This window comes from Streptomyces sp. NPDC005070, from assembly GCF_053600395.1.
In genome coordinates this window covers 1-20,036 of record NZ_JBSFZS010000131.1, presented here as the reverse complement: position 1 = coordinate 20,036, position 20,036 = coordinate 1, and the positions used below count along the sequence as shown (strand labels likewise).

At 71.3% G+C, this 20,036-nt stretch carries 18 protein-coding genes; 16 read left to right on the top strand and 2 right to left on the bottom strand.

The genetic code is table 11. From position 1 onward, the window contains the following. Window positions 1-76: 76 nt before the first annotated feature. Window positions 77-577: a transcriptional regulator BldD gene (bldD, locus tag ACWEBX_RS31255; RefSeq protein WP_451888149.1), complete on the bottom strand. Its 501-nt coding sequence runs from the start codon at window positions 575-577 to the stop codon at window positions 77-79. Window positions 578-822: 245 nt separating this feature from the next. Between bldD and pyrR the strand changes: the two genes are divergently transcribed. The 14 genes from pyrR (at window position 823) to ACWEBX_RS31185 (ending at window position 17,750) form a co-directional block, all read left to right on the top strand. Then, window positions 823-1,413 (top strand): bifunctional pyr operon transcriptional regulator/uracil phosphoribosyltransferase PyrR, encoded by a 591-nt coding sequence (gene pyrR / locus ACWEBX_RS31250; protein ID WP_451888148.1) that lies wholly within the window; start codon window positions 823-825, stop codon window positions 1,411-1,413. Between the two features lie 82 nt (window positions 1,414-1,495). Beyond that, a complete protein-coding gene (locus tag ACWEBX_RS31245) occupies window positions 1,496-2,473 on the top strand; it encodes an aspartate carbamoyltransferase catalytic subunit (protein ID WP_451888147.1) in 978 nt (325 codons plus the stop codon). Window positions 2,474-2,477: 4 nt separating this feature from the next. After that, window positions 2,478-3,764, top strand: a complete 1,287-nt coding sequence (locus ACWEBX_RS31240; RefSeq protein WP_451888146.1) for a dihydroorotase — start codon at window positions 2,478-2,480, stop codon at window positions 3,762-3,764. Continuing rightward, a complete protein-coding gene (locus tag ACWEBX_RS31235) occupies window positions 3,761-4,327 on the top strand; it encodes a PH-like domain-containing protein (protein WP_451888145.1) in 567 nt (188 codons plus the stop codon). Before ACWEBX_RS31240 ends, ACWEBX_RS31235 begins: the two co-directional genes overlap by 4 nt. Beyond that, the gene (gene carA / locus ACWEBX_RS31230; protein ID WP_451888144.1) at window positions 4,324-5,481 is read left to right on the top strand and encodes a glutamine-hydrolyzing carbamoyl-phosphate synthase small subunit; all 1,158 of its coding nucleotides are present in this window, start codon (window positions 4,324-4,326) and stop codon (window positions 5,479-5,481) included. Before ACWEBX_RS31235 ends, carA begins: the two co-directional genes overlap by 4 nt. After that, window positions 5,474-8,782, top strand: a complete 3,309-nt coding sequence (gene carB, locus ACWEBX_RS31225) for a carbamoyl-phosphate synthase large subunit (protein WP_451888143.1) — start codon at window positions 5,474-5,476, stop codon at window positions 8,780-8,782. The genes carA and carB overlap by 8 nt, the downstream gene beginning before the upstream one ends. Window positions 8,783-8,880: 98 nt before the next feature. After that, window positions 8,881-9,987 carry a quinone-dependent dihydroorotate dehydrogenase gene (locus ACWEBX_RS31220; RefSeq protein ID WP_451888142.1) on the top strand — a complete coding sequence of 369 codons (1,107 nt, stop codon included), beginning with the start codon at window positions 8,881-8,883 and terminating at the stop codon, window positions 9,985-9,987. After that, window positions 9,984-10,826 (top strand): orotidine-5'-phosphate decarboxylase, encoded by an 843-nt coding sequence (pyrF, locus tag ACWEBX_RS31215; protein ID WP_451888141.1) that lies wholly within the window; start codon window positions 9,984-9,986, stop codon window positions 10,824-10,826. The genes ACWEBX_RS31220 and pyrF overlap by 4 nt, the downstream gene beginning before the upstream one ends. Before the next feature lie 308 nt (window positions 10,827-11,134). Next, a complete protein-coding gene (locus ACWEBX_RS31210) occupies window positions 11,135-11,458 on the top strand; it encodes an integration host factor (protein WP_081223334.1) in 324 nt (107 codons plus the stop codon). 37 nt (window positions 11,459-11,495) lie between these two features. Beyond that, a complete protein-coding gene (gene gmk, locus ACWEBX_RS31205; RefSeq protein ID WP_451888140.1) occupies window positions 11,496-12,089 on the top strand; it encodes a guanylate kinase in 594 nt (197 codons plus the stop codon). A gap of 37 nt (window positions 12,090-12,126) precedes the next feature. Then, window positions 12,127-12,399 (top strand): DNA-directed RNA polymerase subunit omega, encoded by a 273-nt coding sequence (gene rpoZ / locus ACWEBX_RS31200; RefSeq protein WP_003982715.1) that lies wholly within the window; start codon window positions 12,127-12,129, stop codon window positions 12,397-12,399. A gap of 91 nt (window positions 12,400-12,490) precedes the next feature. Next, window positions 12,491-13,693, top strand: a complete 1,203-nt coding sequence (gene coaBC, locus ACWEBX_RS31195; RefSeq protein ID WP_451888139.1) for a bifunctional phosphopantothenoylcysteine decarboxylase/phosphopantothenate--cysteine ligase CoaBC — start codon at window positions 12,491-12,493, stop codon at window positions 13,691-13,693. 236 nt (window positions 13,694-13,929) lie between these two features. Next, complete coding sequence (gene metK, locus ACWEBX_RS31190) at window positions 13,930-15,138, top strand: methionine adenosyltransferase (RefSeq protein WP_451888138.1); 1,209 nt, start codon at window positions 13,930-13,932, stop codon at window positions 15,136-15,138. 455 nt (window positions 15,139-15,593) lie between these two features. Next, window positions 15,594-17,750: a primosomal protein N' gene (locus tag ACWEBX_RS31185; protein WP_451888137.1), complete on the top strand. Its 2,157-nt coding sequence runs from the start codon at window positions 15,594-15,596 to the stop codon at window positions 17,748-17,750. Window positions 17,751-17,961: 211 nt separating this feature from the next. Here the strand turns inward: ACWEBX_RS31185 and ACWEBX_RS31180 are convergent, their stop codons facing one another. Then, on the bottom strand, window positions 17,962-18,504 hold the full coding sequence (locus tag ACWEBX_RS31180; RefSeq protein ID WP_451888136.1) for a hypothetical protein: 543 nt from the start codon (window positions 18,502-18,504) through the stop codon (window positions 17,962-17,964). Window positions 18,505-18,883: 379 nt separating this feature from the next. On the opposite strand from ACWEBX_RS31180, the gene fmt reads away from it, so the two are divergent. Then, on the top strand, window positions 18,884-19,816 hold the full coding sequence (gene fmt / locus ACWEBX_RS31175; RefSeq protein ID WP_451888135.1) for a methionyl-tRNA formyltransferase: 933 nt from the start codon (window positions 18,884-18,886) through the stop codon (window positions 19,814-19,816). A gap of 72 nt (window positions 19,817-19,888) precedes the next feature. Beyond that, window positions 19,889-20,036: helix-turn-helix domain-containing protein (locus ACWEBX_RS31170; protein ID WP_451888150.1), on the top strand; the 148-nt coding region annotated here is incomplete at its 3' end.

The window sequence follows — 20,036 nt, the reverse complement described above, 5'->3', positions numbered from 1 at the left end:
GCGGCTGGGACCCGAACGGCAACAACTTCCACCTGTACACGATCGTCATCGGCTCGCAGACGCTGCACGCCACCGGCTACGCCTCGTCGTGGGCGACCGCGCGGCGCGCGTCCGCGTCCAGGACGCCCCAGCTGATGAGCTGCTCGGTCAGGACCGAGGGCGACTGGTCGTAGATCACCGCGAGGGTGCGCAGGTCGTCCTGGCGGATCGACAGCACCTTGCCGTTGTAGTCGCCGCGCTGCGACTGGATCGTCGCCGCGTAGCGCTGCAGCGGGCCCGCCTTCTCGGCCGGCACGTGCGCGAGCCGCTCAAGGTCGAGGACCAGCTTCGGCGGCGGCTCGGCGGCCCCGCCCGGAGTGGTGCCCGGCAGCAGCTCCTGGACCGGAACCCCGTAGAAGTCCGCCAGCTCGGCAAGACGCTGTACGGTGACGGCGCGGTCGCCGCGCTCGTACGAACCGACCACGACCGCCTTCCAGCGGCCCTGCGACTTCTCCTCCACGCCATGGAGGGAAAGGCCCTGCTGGGTGCGGATGGCGCGGAGCTTGGCCCCGAGCTGTTTGGCGTATTCGCTGGACATATAGCTCCCCGGACGCTGTATCAACGTGCGGCTCCGCCGCGCGGCTGGTGACTCACTGTGAGGTTACGCAGCGTTACTCTCCCCCGTCAAGCCGAAGGATTTTCGACCGCTCCCGAGCGGGCTTCACCGCGGGGTGGCTCAAACCGATGTGATCGGCCGCGTCGCCGGGCTGGTACCGTTGATGGCGCAAATCCGACGTCCTTTAATGATCCGTCCCGTGAGGCGGAGAAGGAGGTCCGTTTCCCATGGACACTCAGCACGACAAGCAGCACGACGGAGCCGACGCACGGCCCGTTCTGGAAGCGCCCGACATCGCGCGGGTGCTGACCCGCATCGCCCACGAGATCGTCGAACGCGCCAAGGGCGCCGACGACGTGGTGCTCCTCGGCATTCCGACCCGCGGCGTCTTCCTGGCCCGCAGGCTGGCCGACAAGCTCGAAGAGATCACCGACCGCAAGATGCCGGTCGGATCCCTCGACATCACCATGTACCGCGACGACCTGCGCATGCACCCGCCGCGCGCGCTGGCCCGCACCGAGATCCCCGGTGACGGCATCGACGGCCGTCTCGTCGTCCTCGTCGACGACGTGCTCTTCTCCGGCCGCACCATCCGCGCCGCGCTCGACGCGCTGAACGACATCGGACGCCCGCGCGCCGTGCAGCTCGCCGTCCTCGTCGACCGGGGCCACCGCGAACTGCCCATCCGCGCCGACTACGTCGGCAAGAACCTCCCCACGTCGTTGCGGGAGACGGTCAAGGTCCAGCTCGCCGAGGAGGACGGTCGCGACACCGTGCTGCTCGGTGCCAAGCAGACCTCCCCGGGCGAGCCCAAGTAGCACTCCGGCCCACGCCGCGACGTGCGCCCCGGCGCGCCCGCATGCCCGAATCCTCCCTGAACTTCCTTACGGAGCCTGACAGATGCAGCGTCATCTCATCTCGGCCGCCGACCTCACCCGCGACGACGCCGTCCTGATCCTCGACACCGCCGAGGAGATGGCCCGGGTCGCCGACCGGCCGATCAAGAAGCTGCCGACCCTGCGCGGCCGCACCGTCGTCAACCTCTTCTTCGAGGACTCGACCCGCACCCGGATCTCCTTCGAGGCCGCCGAGAAGCGCCTCTCCGCGGACGTCATCAACTTCACCGCCAAGGGATCGAGCGTCTCCAAGGGCGAGTCCCTCAAGGACACCGCCCAGACCCTGGAAGCGATGGGCGTCGACGCCGTCGTCATCCGGCACGGCGCCTCCGGAGCCCCCTACCGGCTCGCCACCTCCGGCTGGATCGACGCCGCCGTCATCAACGCGGGCGACGGCACCCACCAGCACCCCACGCAGGCCCTGCTCGACGCCTTCACCATGCGCCGCCGGCTCGTCGGCCGGGACGCCGGGCTCGGCCAGGACCTGGCCGGCAAGCGCATCACGATCGTCGGCGACGTCCTGCACAGCCGCGTCGCCCGCTCCAACGTCGACCTGCTGCACACCCTCGGGGCCGAGGTCACCCTCGTCGCGCCGCCCACCCTGGTGCCGGTCGGCGTCGAGAACTGGCCCTGCGAGATCTCGTACGACCTCGACAGCACCCTCTCCAAGTCCGACGCCGTGATGATGCTGCGCGTGCAGCGCGAGCGGATGAACGCGGCGTTCTTCCCGACCGAGCGCGAGTACTCGCGTCGCTACGGGCTCGACGGCGAGCGGATGGCGAGAATGCCGCAGCACGCCATCGTGATGCACCCCGGCCCGATGGTCCGCGGCATGGAGATCACCGCCGAGGTCGCCGACTCCGAGCGCTGCACCGTCGTCGAGCAGGTCGCCAACGGTGTCTCCATCCGCATGGCCGTCCTGTACCTGCTCCTGGGCGGCAACGAGCCCGCCGTCACCCACACCCGTACCGAGGAGAAGTAAGACCATGAGCAAGATCCTTATCCGTGGTGCGCGGGTGCTCGGCGGCGAGCCGCAGGACGTCCTGATCGCCGGCGAGGTCGTCGAGGCCGTCGGCACCGGGCTCTCCGCCGAGGGCGCGGAGGTCGTGGAGGCCGACGGCAAGGTGCTGCTGCCGGGCCTGGTCGACCTGCACACGCATCTGCGCGAGCCGGGCCGCGAGGACTCCGAGACCGTGCTGACCGGCACCCGCGCGGCGGCGAGCGGCGGCTTCACGGCCGTGTTCGCCATGGCCAACACCTTCCCGGTCGCCGACACCGCCGGTGTGGTCGAGCAGGTCTACCGGCTCGGCCGGGAGCACGGCTACTGCGACGTGCAGCCGATCGGCGCCGTCACCGTCGGCCTGGAGGGCAAGAAGCTCGCCGAGCTCGGGGCCATGCACGAGTCCGCCGCCGGCGTCACGGTCTTCTCCGACGACGGCAAGTGCGTCGACGACGCGGTGATCATGCGCCGCGCGCTGGAGTACGTGAAGGCCTTCGGTGGCGTCGTCGCCCAGCACGCCCAGGAGCCCCGCCTCACCGAGGGCGCCCAGATGAACGAGGGCGTCGTCTCCGCCGAGCTCGGACTCGGCGGCTGGCCCGCGGTGGCCGAGGAGTCGATCATCGCCCGGGACGTCCTGCTCGCCGAGCACGTCGGCTCCCGCGTCCACATCTGCCACCTGTCGACCGCCGGCTCCGTCGAGATCGTCCGCTGGGCCAAGTCCCGCGGCATCGACGTCACCGCCGAGGTGACCCCGCACCACCTGCTCCTCACCGACGAACTGGTGCGCTCGTACAACCCGGTCTACAAGGTCAACCCGCCGCTGCGCACCGAGCGCGACGTCATGGCGCTGCGCGAGGCGCTTGCCGACGGCACGATCGACATCGTCGCCACCGACCACGCGCCGCACCCGCACGAGGACAAGGACTGCGAGTGGGCGGCCGCGGCGATGGGCATGGTCGGTCTGGAGACCGCGCTGTCCGTCGTCCAGCAGACGATGGTGGAGACCGGGCTGCTCGACTGGGCCGGCGTCGCCGACCGCATGTCCGTGAAGCCCGCCGCGATCGGCCGGGCCACCGGCCACGGACGGCCCGTCTCGGCAGGTGAGCCCGCCAACCTCACGCTCGTCGACACGGCATACCGTGGGAGCGTGGACCCCGCTGGCTTCGCCTCGCGCAGCCGCAACACCCCCTACGAGGGCCGTGAGCTGCCGGGCCGGGTCACCCACACCTGGCTGCGGGGCAAGGCCACCCTCGTCGACGGGAAGCTCGCGTGACACCTCACCTCTCCATCGCCGCCGCCCAGAAGTCCGCGGAAGTGACCGACTGGTCCGCCCGGATCGGCTGGCTCGTCGGCCTCGCCCTCTTCGTCGCGCTCGTCTACTGGCTGATGCGCGAGGGCTGGAAGTGGCGCGGCACCCTCCAGGGCGACCTGCCCCAGCTCCCCGCCGCGCCGGAAGACCCGGGCCCGGTGAGACTGAGCATGAGCGGCCGCTACCACGGCTCCACCACCGCCGGGCAGTGGCTCGACCGCATCGTGGCGCACGGCCTGGGCACCCGCAGCCGGGCCGAGCTCACCCTGACGGACGCGGGTCTGGACGTCGTACGCCCCGGAGCGGACGACTTCTTCATCCCGGCCGCGCAGCTTCGCGAGGCACGGCTCGACAAGGGCATCGCGGGCAAGGTCCTCACCGAGGGCGGACTCCTCGTCGTGACCTGGGCGCACGGCGACCGGCTCCTCGACTCCGGATTCCGCTCGGACCGCGCGGCCGAGCACAACGAATGGGCCGACACCCTGAACGGCATGATCAACAAGACGGAAACGGAAGGCGCACGATGACGACCTCCACACAGGGGAACGCCTCACAGAGGCAGAAGGCGCTTCCCGCCGTACTCGTCCTGGAGGACGGCCGGGTCTTCCACGGCCGTTCCTACGGGGCCGTGGGGGAGACCTTCGGCGAAGCGGTGTTCTCCACCGGCATGACCGGCTACCAGGAGACCCTCACCGACCCGTCCTACCACCGCCAGGTCGTCGTGATGACCGCCCCGCACGTCGGCAACACCGGCGTCAACGACGAGGACCCCGAGTCGCAGCGGATCTGGGTCGCCGGATACGTCGTCCGCGACCCCGCGCGCGTGTCCTCCAACTGGCGCTCGCGCCGCTCGCTCGACGAGGAACTGCGCAACCAGGGTGTCGTCGGCATCAGCGGCATCGACACCCGCGCCCTGACCCGCCACCTGCGCGAGCGCGGCGCCATGCGCGTCGGCATCTTCTCCGGCAACGCGCTGCCCGACGCGGGCACCATGCTCGCCGAGGTGCGCCAGGCGCCCGAGATGAAGGGCGCGGACCTCGCCGCCGAGGTCGCCACCAAGGAGACCTACGTCGTCCCGGCGATCGGCACGAAGAGGTTCACCGTCGCCGCCGTCGACCTGGGCATCAAGGGCATGACCCCGCACCGGATGGCCGAACGCGGCATCGAGGTGCACGTGCTGCCCGCGACGGCCACCGCCGAGGACGTCTACGCCGTGAACCCGGACGGTGTGTTCTTCTCCAACGGCCCCGGCGACCCGGCGACCGCCGACGGTCCCGTCGCCGTCATGAAGGAAGTCCTGGCCCGTAAGACGCCGCTGTTCGGCATCTGCTTCGGCAACCAGATCCTCGGCCGGGCCCTCGGCTTCGGCACCTACAAGCTGAAGTACGGCCACCGCGGCATCAACCAGCCCGTGCAGGACCGTACGACCGGCAAGGTCGAGGTCACCGCGCACAACCACGGCTTCGCCGTCGACGCCCCGCTCGACGAGGTCTCCCAGACCCCCTTCGGCCGCGCCGAGGTCTCCCACGTCTGCCTCAACGACAACGTGGTGGAGGGCCTCCACCTGCTCGACCAGCCGGCCTTCAGCGTCCAGTACCACCCCGAAGCGGCGGCAGGACCGCACGACGCCGCCTACCTGTTCGACCGCTTCGTATCTTTGATGGAGGGCCAGCGTGCCTAAGCGCACCGATATCCAGTCCGTCCTGGTCATCGGCTCCGGCCCGATCGTCATCGGCCAGGCCGCCGAGTTCGACTACTCCGGCACCCAGGCGTGCCGCGTCCTGCGCGCCGAGGGCCTTCGGGTCATCCTCGTCAACTCCAACCCGGCGACGATCATGACCGACCCGGAGATCGCCGACGCCACCTACGTCGAGCCGATCACCCCCGAGTTCGTCGAGAAGATCATCGCCAAGGAACGCCCCGACGTCCTGCTGCCGACGCTCGGCGGCCAGACGGCCCTCAACACCGCGATCTCCATGCACGAGCAGGGTGTGCTGGAGAAGTACGGCGTCGAACTCATCGGCGCCAACGTCGAGGCGATCAACAAGGGCGAGGACCGCGAGCTCTTCAAGGGCGTCGTCGAGGCCGTCCGCGAGAAGATCGGCCACGGCGAGTCCGCCCGCTCGGTCATCTGCCACTCCATGGACGACGTGATCGCGGGCGTCGACACGCTCGGCGGCTACCCCGTCGTCGTCCGTCCCTCCTTCACCATGGGCGGCGCCGGCTCCGGCTTCGCCCACGACGAGGACGAGCTGCGCCGCATCGCCGGCCAGGGCCTCACGCTGTCCCCGACCACCGAGGTGCTCCTGGAGGAGTCCATCCTCGGCTGGAAGGAGTACGAGCTGGAGCTGATGCGCGACAGGAACGACAACGTCGTGGTCGTCTGCTCCATCGAGAACTTCGACCCGATGGGCGTCCACACCGGCGACTCCATCACCGTCGCCCCGGCCATGACGCTCACCGACCGCGAGTACCAGCGGCTGCGCGACATCGGCATCGCGATCATCCGCGAGGTCGGCGTCGACACCGGCGGCTGCAACATCCAGTTCGCGGTCAACCCCGACGACGGCCGCATCATCGTCATCGAGATGAACCCGCGCGTCTCGCGGTCCTCGGCGCTCGCCTCCAAGGCGACCGGCTTCCCGATCGCCAAGATCGCCGCCAAGCTCGCCGTCGGCTACACGCTCGACGAGATCCCGAACGACATCACCGAGAAGACCCCGGCCTCCTTCGAGCCGACCCTCGACTACGTCGTCGTGAAGGCCCCGCGCTTCGCCTTCGAGAAGTTCCCCTCCGCCGACTCCACCCTCACGACCACCATGAAGTCGGTCGGCGAGGCCATGGCGATCGGCCGCAACTTCACCGAGGCGCTCCAGAAGGCGCTGCGCTCGCTGGAGAAGAAGGGCAGCCAGTTCACCTTCGTGGGCGAACCCGGTGACAAGGCCGAGCTGCTGCGCGAGGCCGTCCGGCCCACCGACGGCCGCATCAACTCCGTCATGCAGGCCATCCGCGCGGGCGCCACGCCCGAGGAGGTCTTCGAGTTCACGAAGATCGACCCGTGGTTCGTCGACCAGCTCTTCCTGATCAAGGAGATCGCGGACGAGCTGGCCGCCGCCGACAAGCTCTACCCCGAGCTGCTCGCCGAGGCCAAGAGGCACGGCTTCTCCGACGCCCAGATCGCCGAGATCCGCGGGCTGCGCGAGGACGTCGTCCGCGAGGTGCGGCACGCGCTGGGCGTGCGCCCGGTCTACAAGACGGTCGACACCTGCGCCGCCGAGTTCGCCGCGAACACGCCGTACTTCTACTCCTCCTACGACGAGGAGACCGAGGTCGCGCCCCGCGAGAAGCCCGCGGTGATCATCCTGGGCTCCGGTCCGAACCGCATCGGCCAGGGCATCGAGTTCGACTACTCCTGCGTCCACGCCTCCTTCGCGCTCAGCGACGCGGGCTACGAGACCGTGATGGTCAACTGCAACCCCGAGACCGTCTCCACGGACTACGACACCTCCGACCGCCTGTACTTCGAGCCGCTGACGCTGGAGGACGTGCTGGAGATCGTCCACGCCGAGTCGCTGGCCGGCCCGGTCGCCGGTGTGATCGTGCAGCTCGGCGGCCAGACCCCGCTCGGCCTGTCGCAGGCGCTCAAGGACAACGGCGTGCCGATCGTGGGCACCTCGCCCGAGGCGATCCACGCCGCCGAGGACCGCGGCGCCTTCGGACGGGTCCTCGCGGAGGCGGGCCTGCCGGCCCCCAAGCACGGCACCGCCACCACCTTCGCCGAGGCCAAGGCCATCGCCGACGAGATCGGCTACCCCGTCCTGGTCCGCCCCTCGTACGTCCTCGGCGGCCGCGGCATGGAGATCGTCTACGACGAGACCCGGCTGTCCTCGTACATCGCCGAGTCGACCGAGATCAGCCCCTCCAGGCCGGTCCTCGTCGACCGCTTCCTCGACGACGCGATCGAGATCGACGTCGACGCGCTGTACGACGGCGAGGAGCTCTACCTCGGCGGCGTCATGGAGCACATCGAGGAGGCCGGCATCCACTCCGGCGACTCGGCGTGCGCGCTGCCGCCGATCACCCTCGGCGGGTTCGACATCAAGCGGCTGCGCGCCTCGACGGAGGCCATCGCCAAGGGCGTCGGCGTCCGCGGCCTGATCAACATCCAGTTCGCGATGGCCGGCGACATCCTGTACGTCCTCGAAGCCAACCCGCGCGCCTCGCGCACCGTCCCCTTCACCTCGAAGGCGACCGCGGTGCCGCTCGCGAAGGCCGCCGCCCGCATCTCGCTGGGCGCGACCGTCGCCGAGCTGCGCGCCGAGGGACTGCTCCCCGCGAACGGCGACGGCGGCACCCTGCCGCTCGACGCGCCGATCTCCGTCAAGGAGGCCGTCATGCCGTGGTCGCGCTTCCGCGACATCCACGGCCGCGGCGTCGACACGGTGCTCGGCCCGGAGATGCGCTCCACCGGCGAGGTCATGGGCATCGACTCGGTGTTCGGCACGGCGTACGCCAAGTCGCAGGCGGGCGCGTACGGCCCACTGCCCACCAAGGGCCGTGCGTTCATCTCGGTCGCCAACCGCGACAAGCGCTCGATGATCTTCCCGGCGCGTGAACTCGTCGCCCACGGCTTCGAGCTGATGGCCACCTCCGGCACGGCCGAGGTCCTCAAGCGCAACGGCATCAACGCCACGATCGTGCGCAAGCAGAGCGAGGGCGAGGGCCCGAACGGCGAGAAGACCATCGTCCAGCTCATCCACGACGGCGAGGTCGACCTCATCGTCAACACCCCGTACGGCACCGGCGGCCGCCTCGACGGCTACGAGATCCGCACCGCGGCCGTGGCCCGCTCGGTCCCGTGCCTGACGACGGTGCAGGCGCTCGCCGCCGCCGTTCAGGGCATCGACGCGCTCAACCACGGCGACGTGGGCGTCCGCTCGCTCCAGGAACACGCCGAGCATCTGACCGCGGCGCGCGACTAGCGGCCCCCAGGGGGACACCGGAAACGGTGTCCCCCTCTTCATGAGCCCCCTGACCCTTCCAGAGGTGCCCCTCACCGGGCGCTTCAGAGGACATGATCATGTACAAGCTGTTCTTCGACCTCGTCTTCAAGCGGATGGACCCGGAGCAGGCCCACCACCTCGCCTTCCGCTGGATCCGGCTCGTCGCCCGCGTCCCCGTCCTGCGCACCTTCGTCGCCGCCGTGCTCGCGCCCCGTCACAAGGAGCTGCGCACCGAGGCGCTCGGCCTGCGCATGCACGGGCCCTTCGGCCTCGCGGCGGGCTTCGACAAGAACGCCGTGGCCATCGACGGCATGTCGATGCTCGGCTTCGACCACATCGAGATCGGCACCGTCACCGGGGAGGCCCAGCCCGGCAACCCCAGGAAGCGGCTGTTCCGCCTCGTGCCGGACCGCGCGCTGATCAACCGCATGGGATTCAACAACGAGGGCTCCGCGGCCGTCTCCGAGCGCCTGGCGGCCCGTACGCCCGTGTTCAGGACCGTCGTGGGCGTCAACATCGGCAAGACCAAGACCGTCCCCGAGGCGGAGGCCGTCGGCGACTACGTGAAGTCCACCGAGCGCCTCGCCCGGCACGCCGACTATCTCGTCGTGAACGTGTCGTCCCCGAACACCCCCGGCCTGCGCAACCTCCAGGCCACCGAGGCACTGCGTCCGCTGCTCAGCGCCGTGCGCGAGGCCGCCGACCGCTCCGTCACGGACCGGCGCGTCCCGCTGCTCGTCAAGATCGCGCCCGACCTCGCCGACGAGGACGTCGACGCGGTCGCCGACCTCGCCGTCGAACTCGGCCTGGACGGGATCATCGCCACGAACACCACCATCGCCCGCGAGGGGCTCGGGCTGACGTCCGACCCCTCCGTGGTGAAGGAGACCGGCGGTCTCTCCGGCGCGCCGCTCAAGGCACGCTCCCTGGAGGTCCTGAGGCGCCTCTACGCGCGCGTGGGCGACCGGATCACCCTGGTGGGCGTCGGCGGCGTCGAGAACGCCGAGGACGCCTGGCAGCGCATCCTGGCCGGCGCCACGCTGGTCCAGGGCTACAGCGCCTTCATCTACGAGGGCCCCTTCTGGGGCCGCGCCATCCACAAGGGACTCGCCGCCCGCCTGCGGACGAGCCCGTACGCCACCCTCGCCGACGCGGTCGGCGCCGACGTGAGGAAGCCCGTATGAGCCTGGAACCCTTCGGCGCGCGCCTTCGCCGCGCCATGGACGAGCGCGGTCCCCTGTGCGTGGGCATCGACCCGCACGCCTCCCTGCTCGCCGACTGGGGGCTCGGCGACGACATCGCGGGCCTGGAGCGCTTCAGCCGTACGGTCGTCGAGGCGCTCGCCGAGCGCGTCGCCGTCCTCAAGCCGCAGAGCGCGTTCTTCGAGCGGTTCGGCTCGCGCGGGATCGCCGTCCTGGAGAAGTCCGTCGAACAGGCACGGGCGGCCGGCGCGCTGGTCGTGATGGACGCCAAGCGCGGCGACATCGGCTCGACCATGGCCGCGTACGCCGAGACCTTCCTGCGCAAGGACGCGCCGCTCTTCTCGGACGCGCTGACGGTGTCGCCCTATCTCGGCTACGGCTCGCTGAAGCCCGCGGTGGAGCTGGCGCGCGAGAGCGGGGCCGGGCTCTTCGTGCTCGCGCTCACCTCCAACCCGGAGGGCGGCGAGGTGCAGCACGCCGTGCGCGCGGACGGGCGGAACGTCGGAGCGACGATCCTCGGGCATCTGGCCGCCGAGAACGCGGACGAGAGGCCGCTCGGTTCCTTCGGGGCGGTCGTCGGCGCGACCCTGGGCGATCTCTCCTCCTACGACCTGGAGATCAACGGCCCGCTCCTCGCGCCCGGCATCGGTGCCCAGGGAGCGACCGCGGCCGATCTGGCGGGCGTCTTCGGGTCCGCCGTGCGCAACGTCGTCCCGAACGTGAGCCGGGGTGTTCTGCGTCACGGTCCGGACGTCATGGCCCTGCGGGAGTCGGCCGAGGGGTTCGCGGAGGAGATCAGGGCGGCCGTCGCGGCCGCCTGAGCGTTCCGACAGCCGTTCGAGAGCCCTCCGGCGAGTGCCTTCGGGAGCCCCCGAGTCTGGATACACCCTCAAATCCGGGGAGGTATGTCGTAAATGTCGGGCTCCAGGGAGGCTGACCAGGACTTTTCCTCTGTTCTCGCTGACTCCGGCGCACTTGCCCGCTAGTCTCCGTCGAGTGGGAGCGCCTCCCGGGCCGTCAAGGCAGCAGGGAGAACGGGCGAGCGTGTTGCCCGGGGCTCCCCGGTGTGGGGCGACTAGGTTCCTCACCGGTCCGTATCCGACAGTTCGACATCCGAGGTGACGTAGGCGTGGCTCTTCCGCCCCTTACCCCTGAACAGCGCGCAGCCGCGCTCGAAAAGGCCGCCGCGGCTCGCCGGGAGCGGGCCGAGGTCAAGAATCGACTCAAGCACTCCGGGGCCTCTCTTCACGAGGTCATCAAGCAGGGCCAGGAGAACGACGTCGTCGGCAAGATGAAGGTCTCCGCTCTCCTGGAGTCCCTGCCGGGCGTGGGCAAGGTCCGCGCCAAGCAGATCATGGAGCGACTCGGGATCTCCGAGAGCCGCCGCGTTCGCGGTCTCGGCTCGAACCAGATCGCCTCTTTGGAGCGCGAGTTCGGCGGTTCCGGCGCCTGAGTCCTGGACACACCAGGATTGCTGGAATAATCGCTGCATGGCTGTAACACCCCGGGGGACGTCCCCCGTACCCCCGGACGCACGTCCGCGGCTGACCGTGCTCTCCGGCCCCTCGGGGGTCGGCAAGAGCACGGTCGTCGCTCATATGCGCAAGGCACACCCCGAGCTCTGGCTCTCGGTGTCGGCGACGACCCGCAAGCCGCGCCCCGGCGAGAAGCACGGAGTCCACTACTTCTTCGTCTCCGACGACGAGATGGACAAGCTGATCGCCAACGGCGAGCTCCTGGAGTGGGCCGAATTCGCCGGCAACCGCTACGGCACCCCGCGTGCCGCGGTCATGGAGCACCTGGAGTCGGGCAAGCCGGTCCTCCTGGAGATCGACCTCCAGGGAGCGCGGCAGGTCCGTGAGTCCATGCGGGACGCGCTCCTCGTGTTCCTGGCCCCGCCCTCCTGGGAGGAGTTGGTGCGCAGGCTCACCGGTCGGGGCACCGAACCGCCCGAGGTGATCGAGCGCCGGCTGGACGTGGCCAAGGTCGAACTCGCCGCCGAGCCGGAGTTCGATGTCACCCTGGTCAACACCTCCGTCGAGGACGTGGCGCGCGAGCTGCTAGCCTTGGTGGAAGTTGTTTGATCTTTCAGGTCAATTTCCACCTTTCGGAAGGCAGAGCGTGTCCTCTTCCATCACTGCTCCCGAGGGCATCATCAACCCTCCGATCGACGAGCTCCTCGAGGCCACCGACTCGAAGTACAGCCTCGTGATCTACGCGGCCAAGCGAGCCCGCCAGATCAACGCGTACTACTCGCAGCTCGGCGAGGGCCTCCTCGAGTACGTCGGTCCGCTCGTCGACACCCACGTCCACGAGAAGCCGCTGTCGATCGCCCTGCGCGAGATCAACGCGGGTCTGCTGACCTCCGAGGCTGTCGAAGGCCCCGCTCAGTAGTCGTTCACATGCTCATCCCAGGCCCGGCGGCGCGACTGCCGGGCCTGTGGTGTGTCATGGAGTCGTACGTTTCCGAGCCCGGGGAGAGACGGTGTCCAAGCCCAAGGTCGTTCTGGGGGTCAGCGGTGGCATCGCCGCCTACAAGGCCTGTGAGCTGCTGCGACGACTGACCGAGTCGGGTCACGACGTCCGTGTCGTGCCCACCGCCTCCGCGCTGAATTTTGTCGGCGCCGCCACCTGGTCGGCGCTCTCGGGCCACCCCGTGTCCACCGAGGTCTGGTCGGACGTCCACGAGGTCCCGCACGTCCGTATCGGGCAGCACGCCGACCTCGTGGTGGTCGCCCCCGCGACGGCCGACATGCTCGCCAAGGCCGCCCACGGGCTGGCCGACGACCTCCTCACCAACACCCTGCTCACGGCCCGCTGCCCCGTCGTGTTCGCGCCCGCCATGCACACCGAGATGTGGGAGCACCCGGCGACGCAGGAGAACGTGGCGACCCTGCGGCGCCGCGGCGCCGTCGTCATCGAGCCGGCCGTGGGGCGCCTGACCGGCGTCGACACCGGCAAGGGACGGCTGCCCGACCCGGGGGAGATCTTCGAGGTCTGCCGCCGTGTCCTCGCCCGCGGTGTCACCGAGCCGGATCTCGCCGGACGGCATGTCGTCGTCAGCGCCGGCGGCACCCGTGAGCCCCTCGACCCGGTCCGCTTCCTCGGCAACCGCTCCTCCGGCAAGCAGGGCTACGCGCTCGCCCGTACCGCCGCCGCGCGCGGAGCCAGGGTCACCCTGATCGCCGCGAACACGGGTCTGCCGGACCCGGCCGGGGTCGACGTGATCCAGGTCGGCACCGCCGTGCAGATGCGCGAAGCCGTGCTGAAGGCGACCCCGGACGCCGACGCCGTGGTCATGGCGGCCGCGGTCGCGGACTTCCGCCCCAGCGCGTACGCGGCCGGGAAGATCAAGAAGAAGGACGGCGCGGAGCCGGAACCCATCGTTCTGGTCCGTAATCCGGACATCCTCGCGGAGATCTCCGCGGACCGCGCGCGCCCCGGCCAGGTCGTGGTGGGATTCGCCGCCGAGACCGACGACGTCCTGTCCAACGGACGGACGAAGCTGGAGCGCAAGGGCTGCGATCTGCTGGTGGTGAACGAGGTGGGGGAGCGCAAGACCTTCGGTTCCGAGGAGAACGAGGCGGTGGTGCTCGGAGCCGACGGGAGTGAGACCGCGGTGCCCCACGGACCCAAGGAAGCCTTGGCCGAGACGGTGTGGGACCTGGTGACACGCCGACTCGTGTGACACCTCTCCCGTCGCACCTGTCACACAAATCGCGCAAAATCGGGCGTGGCGACCCTGGCGGAGACCCGTGGCCATGGCGCAGAATGCCCGTGCCGCAGGTCACAGGCCTTCCGAGAGGCGAGACAGGGGTCCCGCGGCCGAGTGCGACCGATAAACTGTTCTCGGACGACGCCGGGCGCAGCCCCCGGCCGTCCACCAATGATCAGCCAGCAGCCGCTGCAACCACAGGGAGCGTTGTGTCCCGTCGCCTGTTCACCTCGGAGTCCGTGACCGAGGGTCACCCCGACAAGATCGCTGACCAGATCAGCGACACCATTCTCGATGCCCTCCTGCGCGAGGACCCGACGTCCCGGGTCGCCGTGGAGACGCTCATCACCACCGGCCTGGTGCACGTGGCCGGAGAGGTCACGACCAAGGCGTACGCGCCGATCGCCCAGCTCGTCCGCGACAAGATCCTGGAGATCGGCTACGACTCGTCGAAGAAGGGCTTCGACGGAGCCTCCTGCGGCGTGTCGGTGTCGATCGGTTCCCAGTCCCCGGACATCGCGCAGGGTGTCGACACGGCGTACGAGTCCCGAGTCGAGGGCGACGAGGACGAGCTGGACAGGCAGGGCGCCGGCGACCAGGGCCTGATGTTCGGGTACGCGACGGACGAGACCCCGAACCTGATGCCGCTCCCGATCCACCTCGCGCACCGGCTCTCGCGCCGGCTGTCCGAGGTCCGCAAGAACGGGACCATCCCGTACCTGCGCCCCGACGGCAAGACCCAGGTCACCATCGAGTACGACGGCGACAAGGCGGTCCGTCTGGACACCGTCGTCGTGTCCTCGCAGCACGCCTCGGACATCGACCTGGACTCCCTGCTCGCTCCCGACATCCGCGAGTTCGTGGTGGAGCCGGAGCTGAAGGCCCTCCTGGACGACGGCATCAAGCTGGAGACCGAGGGCTACCGCCTGCTGGTGAACCCGACCGGCCGCTTCGAGATCGGCGGCCCGATGGGCGACGCCGGCCTCACCGGCCGCAAGATCATCATCGACACGTACGGCGGCATGGCCCGCCACGGCGGCGGCGCCTTCTCCGGCAAGGACCCGTCCAAGGTCGACCGCTCCGCCGCCTACGCGATGCGCTGGGTCGCGAAGAACGTCGTCGCCGCGGGCCTCGCCTCGCGCTGCGAGGTCCAGGTCGCGTACGCGATCGGCAAGGCCGAGCCCGTCGGTCTGTTCGTCGAGACCTTCGGCACCGCCAAGGTGGACGCCGAGAAGATCGAGACCGCCATCACGGACGTCTTCGACCTCCGTCCGGCGGCCATCATCCGCGACCTCGACCTGCTCCGCCCGATCTACTCCCAGACCGCCGCCTACGGCCACTTCGGCCGTGAGCTGCCCGACTTCACGTGGGAGCGGACGGACCGGGTGGACGCGCTGCGCAAGGCCGCCGGCCTGTAGTACGCGAAGGATTCGTCACGGCCGTGAGGCCCGGCACCCCTCGGGGTGCCGGGCCTCACGGCTGCCCGGAAGCACGGTGGCCCGGGGTGGGTGGTGGCCGTGCCGGGACGGCCGCGGAAAAGCGGTGGCCGGTCCGGGCCGGGGTTCGTACGCTGATGATCTCCCGGTGCGAAGGCCGCGGTTACTTCGGTGGAGTACGCCCATGGCGTGCGGTGAATCTGGAACATGTACCGCTGCCGTCCTGATCTCGGGAGACTCCGTGCCGCCCGGCCCGGTGCGATGGCCGCGGATACTTCCGGGTGATGTCCACCTCGCAGGTTCGAATCCTGCTGCCGGTCCCCGACCGGTATGGCCGAGCGGCCCATGGCAGAAGCGCCTTCACGGCGTTCGCGATCCGTGGCCGGCCTGATCTCGGGCGGGCGGCGCTGTCGGTGCGGTCTGGTAGGAATACTGCTGTGAGCAGCGCGAACGGGCGATCCGACGACAGCGCGGGCGGCGCGGACGGCGCACCGCCCGAGCAGCTCGCGCTGATCCGGGAGGCCGTGCGGCAGGCCAAGGCGCCGAAGGCGAAGCCGCGGACCTGGCGGGGTGCCCCGCTGGCGAAGGACCTGCCCGTGGCGCGGGTGCTCGTCGACAAGGGCGTGCTGCACCTTGACCGCTACTTCGACTACGCCGTGCCCGAGGACCTGGACGAGGCCGCGCAGCCGGGTGTGCGGGTGCGGGTCCGCTTCGGCGCCGGTGGACGCAACGTGCGGGAGGGGCGGCGCGAGGGCGGCGGTCTCATCGACGGATATCTCGTCGAGCGGGTCGCCGAGTCCGACTACTCCGGGCCGCTGGCGGCCCTCGCCCAGGTCGTCTCGCCCGAACCCGTCCTCGGACCGGAACTGCTGGGTCTGGCCCGTGCCGTCGCCGACCGGTACGCGGGATCGCTGGCCGATGTGCTCCAGCTCGCCGTGCCGCCCCGGCACGCCCGTGCCGAGGCGCGGGAGTCGCCCGCGCCCCCGCCTCCGCCGGCCGCACCCGAACCCGGGACCTGGCGGCGGTACGGACGAGGGGCCGACTTCCTCGCCTCGCTCGCCTCCGGCGGCGCGCCGCGCGCCGTGTGGACGGCGCTGCCCGGTCCCGAGTGGGCCGAGGAGATCGCCCGTGCGGTGCAGGCGACGCTGGCCTCCGGGCGCGGGGCACTCGTCGTCGTACCGGCGGGCCGGCCGGCCTCCCGCGTCGACGCGGCCCTCAAGGCTCTGATGGGGGAGGGGCAGCACGCCGTGCTCACGGCGGACGCCGGACCGGAGCGGCGCTACCGCGACTGGCTCGCCGTACGGCGCGGGTCCGTTCGCGCGGTGGTGGGCACCCGGGCCGCCATGTTCGCTCCCGTACGGAACCTGGGCCTCGTCGTCGTCTGGGACGACGGCGACGACGGACACAGCGACGACAACGCTCCCTTCCCGCATGTCCGGGAGGTGCTGGAGCTGCGTGCCTCGCGCGACAAGTGTGGCTTCCTGCTGGGGAGTTGGACGTGCACGGTGGAGGCGGCGCAACTGGTCGAGAGCGGCTGGGCGCTGCCGCTGGCCGCCGACCGGGAACAGGTGCGGGCCGCCTCGCCGCTCGTGCGGACCGTCTCGGACGGCGATCTCGCCCGCGACGAGGCCGCGCGGGCCGCCCGGCTGCCGACGCTCGCCTGGCAGGTCGTCAGGGAGGGGCTGAAGCTGGGGCCTGTGCTGGTCCAGGTGCCCCGGCGGGGCTATGTGCCCCGGATGGCCTGCGCGCGGTGCCGGGAGCCCGCGCGGTGCCGTCACTGCGCGGGGCCGCTGGAGGCGCAGGACGCCCAGGCACTGCGCTGCGGCTGGTGCGGGCGGGACGAGACGGCCTGGCACTGCCAGGAGTGCGGCGGGTTCCGGCTGCGAGCGCAGGTCGTCGGCGCCCGGCGGACCGCCGAGGAGCTGGGGCGGGCGTTCCCGGCCGTGCCCGTGCGCACGTCCGGGCGGGAGCAGGTGCTGGACACGGTGTCCGCGACGCCCGCCCTGGTGGTCAGCACGCCGGGGGCCGAACCGGTCGCCGAGGGCGGGTACGCGGCGGCCCTGCTGCTCGACGGCTGGGCCATGCTCGGACGGCCCGATCTGCGGGCCGGCGAGGACGCGTTGCGCCGGTGGACGGCGGCCGCCGCGCTGGTCCGTCCGCAGGGGGCGGGCGGCACGGTCGTGGTCGTGGCGGAACCGACCCTGCGGCCCGTTCAGGCGCTCGTGCGGTGGGATCCGGTCGGGCACGCGGTGCGTGAACTCGCCGAGCGCGCCGAGCTGGGCTTTCCGCCCGTGTCCCGGATGGCGGCGGTGTCCGGGGCGCCGGAGGCGCTCGCCGGGTTCCTCGCGGCGGCCGAACTGCCGGGTGACGCCGAGGTGCTGGGGCCCGTACCGCTGCCGGCCGGTGAGGCGGGACGGCCCCGCCGGCCCGGTGGGCCGCCTCCCGGAGAGCCCGGGGAGCGGGTGCTCATCCGGGTGCCCCCGGGCAGTGGCTCCGCTCTGGCGGCCGCGCTGAAGAACGCGCAGGCGGCGCGCATGGCCCGCGGGAGCGGTGAGCCCATACGCATCCGGATCGATCCGCCCGACATCGGGTGAGACACCGGTGGGGCAGCGCGGCGCGGGGTCCGGGGCGGGAGCACATGACGCGCGGGTGCCGCCGCGGACCGTGGGTGTGACGAGGTGTCATGGTCGTCCCTCCGCGCGGTCGGTGGGGCGGAAGCGGGGCGGTGACCCGCGTAGCGCGTGCAATGGGGACTGCCCCCCCCGGGGCCCGGCGCCGGGAGGCAGTTGTCGTCTACGGGATCGGTCAGCCGTTGCGCGGGCCCGGGAAGGCCGTGGACCTGGCTTCGTCGCGGAGTGTCGGGCTGCCGGCCGTCGGCTGGGTCGGCATGGAGCGGGCGGCCGGGACGGTCGGCACCGAGGGGATGGTGGTGTTGACGTTGATCGCGTGGGTGTCGACCGTCTCCGTGGCGCGCTCCGCCTCGGCAGCGGCCTGGGTGGCGGCGCGACGGGCGCCGTAACGCCGGTGCACCGCCTGCTTGGTGACCCCGAGTGCCGAGCCCACCGCGTCCCAGGAGAAGCCGAGGGAGCGGTCGAAGTCCACGGCGGCGGTGACCAGCGTCTCGACGCTGTCTCGCAGCTCCTGGGCGAGACGGACGGTCGGGGCGGGCGCGCGGCCGTAGACGACGAAGCCCGTGGAGGGGCCGGCGCGGCGCGGGCGGTAGACGTTGCCCAACTGGGCGGTGAGCGTGCGCAGTGCGTCCACCTGCCGACGGACCCGCTCGATGTCCCGCACCAGCAAGTGCAGGCTGGCCCGAGCCTGGGCGTCGTGGGTTGCATGGTCGGCCATGAACAAGCCTCTCGAACCGGCGTTGAAAGGGATCGGGCCGCTGGTGAGCGGCCCGCTGTGGTCAACTCTTTCTTGACCAACGCGTGGACGGGTGAGTGGTCACGGGTGCAAGGGCGCAAGAGCATATGAACAGGGCGCGACCCGAGAAGTACGCCCCCCGTCGTGCCGTGGACGCGCCCCGTGCGCGGCCGGTCGGACACGGCCACCGGCGCCGACGCGCGCTCCGAACTCCGTGCGGGCCCGGGGACGGGGCCCCTTGGACAACGCCCGAGCCCCCGGGCCCCGGGCGGCATAGACTGGTGCGCTGCCCCGTGCTTCGCCTGAACCGGCACGCGCGCGGGGATGGAAGTGCTCCCGCCCGAGAGGCCAACCGCCACCCATGAAGCTCGTCTTCGCAGGCACCCCCGAGGTCGCCGTTCCCGCCCTGGACGCCCTGATCGCCTCCGGGCGGCACGAGGTGGCCGCCGTCGTGACCCGGCCGGACGCGCCGGCCGGACGGGGGCGACGGCTCGTCGCGAGTCCGGTCGCCGAGCGGGCGGAGCACGCCGGGATCGAGGTGCTCAAGCCCGCGAAGCCCCGGGACGAGGAATTCCTGGCCCGGCTGCGGGAGATCGGCCCGGACTGCTGTCCCGTCGTCGCGTACGGGGCGCTGCTGCCCCGGGTCGCCCTCGACATCCCCGCCCAGGGCTGGGTCAACCTGCACTTCTCGCTGCTGCCGGCCTGGCGCGGCGCCGCCCCCGTCCAGCACGCGATCATGGCCGGCGACGAGATCACCGGTGCCTCCACCTTCCTGATCGAGGAGGGCCTCGACTCCGGACCGGTGTACGGGACCGTCACCGAGGAGATCCGGCCCACCGACACCAGCGGGGACCTGCTCACACGGCTCGCCTTCGCCGGGTCCGGGCTGCTCGCCGCGACGATGGACGGGATCGAGGACGGCACGCTCAAGGCCGTGCCGCAGCCCGCCGACGGCATCAGCGCGGCGTCGAAGATCACCGTCGAGGACGCCCACATCGAGTGGGCCGCCCCGGCGCTGCGCGTCGACCGCATGGTGCGCGGGTGCACGCCCGCCCCCGGCGCCTGGACCGTCTTCCGCGCCGAGCGCCTCAAGCTCATCCAGGTCGCGACGGTGCCGGACCGCACGGACCTCGCCCCGGGCGAGCTGTCCGTGGCCAAGAACAACGTGTACGTGGGCACCGGTTCGTACGCCGTCGAGCTGCTCTGGGTGCAGGCCCAGGGCAAGAAGCCGATGCGCGCCGCGGACTGGGCCCGCGGAGTGCGCATCCCCTCCGGGGAGCGCCTCGGGGTCTGATCCCCCTCGGGGTCCGTTCCGCGCCGAGCGCCGTGGGGGTCGACTCGGGCCTTCAGACGCGCGCTGCGGGGTCTGCCGCGATCCTTCGGCGACTGCCACGAGGCTGCCCGCGGCCTTTCTGCGAGGACCCGGCACTTCACCCGGGCCGCCGACCTGGTGCACGTCGCGCAGCCCTCGCTGTCCCAGCAGATCAAGGCGCTGGAGCGGGAGTTGGGAGCAG

Coding starts and splice junctions, on each gene's coding strand:
- bldD (WP_451888149.1), bottom strand. CDS start 577: ATGTCCAGCGAATACGCCAAACAGCTCGGGGCCAAGCTCCGCGCCATC.
- pyrR (WP_451888148.1), top strand. CDS start 823: ATGGACACTCAGCACGACAAGCAGCACGACGGAGCCGACGCACGGCCC.
- ACWEBX_RS31245 (WP_451888147.1), top strand. CDS start 1,496: ATGCAGCGTCATCTCATCTCGGCCGCCGACCTCACCCGCGACGACGCC.
- ACWEBX_RS31240 (WP_451888146.1), top strand. CDS start 2,478: ATGAGCAAGATCCTTATCCGTGGTGCGCGGGTGCTCGGCGGCGAGCCG.
- carA (WP_451888144.1), top strand. CDS start 4,324: ATGACGACCTCCACACAGGGGAACGCCTCACAGAGGCAGAAGGCGCTT.
- ACWEBX_RS31220 (WP_451888142.1), top strand. CDS start 8,881: ATGTACAAGCTGTTCTTCGACCTCGTCTTCAAGCGGATGGACCCGGAG.
- pyrF (WP_451888141.1), top strand. CDS start 9,984: ATGAGCCTGGAACCCTTCGGCGCGCGCCTTCGCCGCGCCATGGACGAG.
- gmk (WP_451888140.1), top strand. CDS start 11,496: ATGGCTGTAACACCCCGGGGGACGTCCCCCGTACCCCCGGACGCACGT.
- ACWEBX_RS31180 (WP_451888136.1), bottom strand. CDS start 18,504: ATGGCCGACCATGCAACCCACGACGCCCAGGCTCGGGCCAGCCTGCAC.
- fmt (WP_451888135.1), top strand. CDS start 18,884: ATGAAGCTCGTCTTCGCAGGCACCCCCGAGGTCGCCGTTCCCGCCCTG.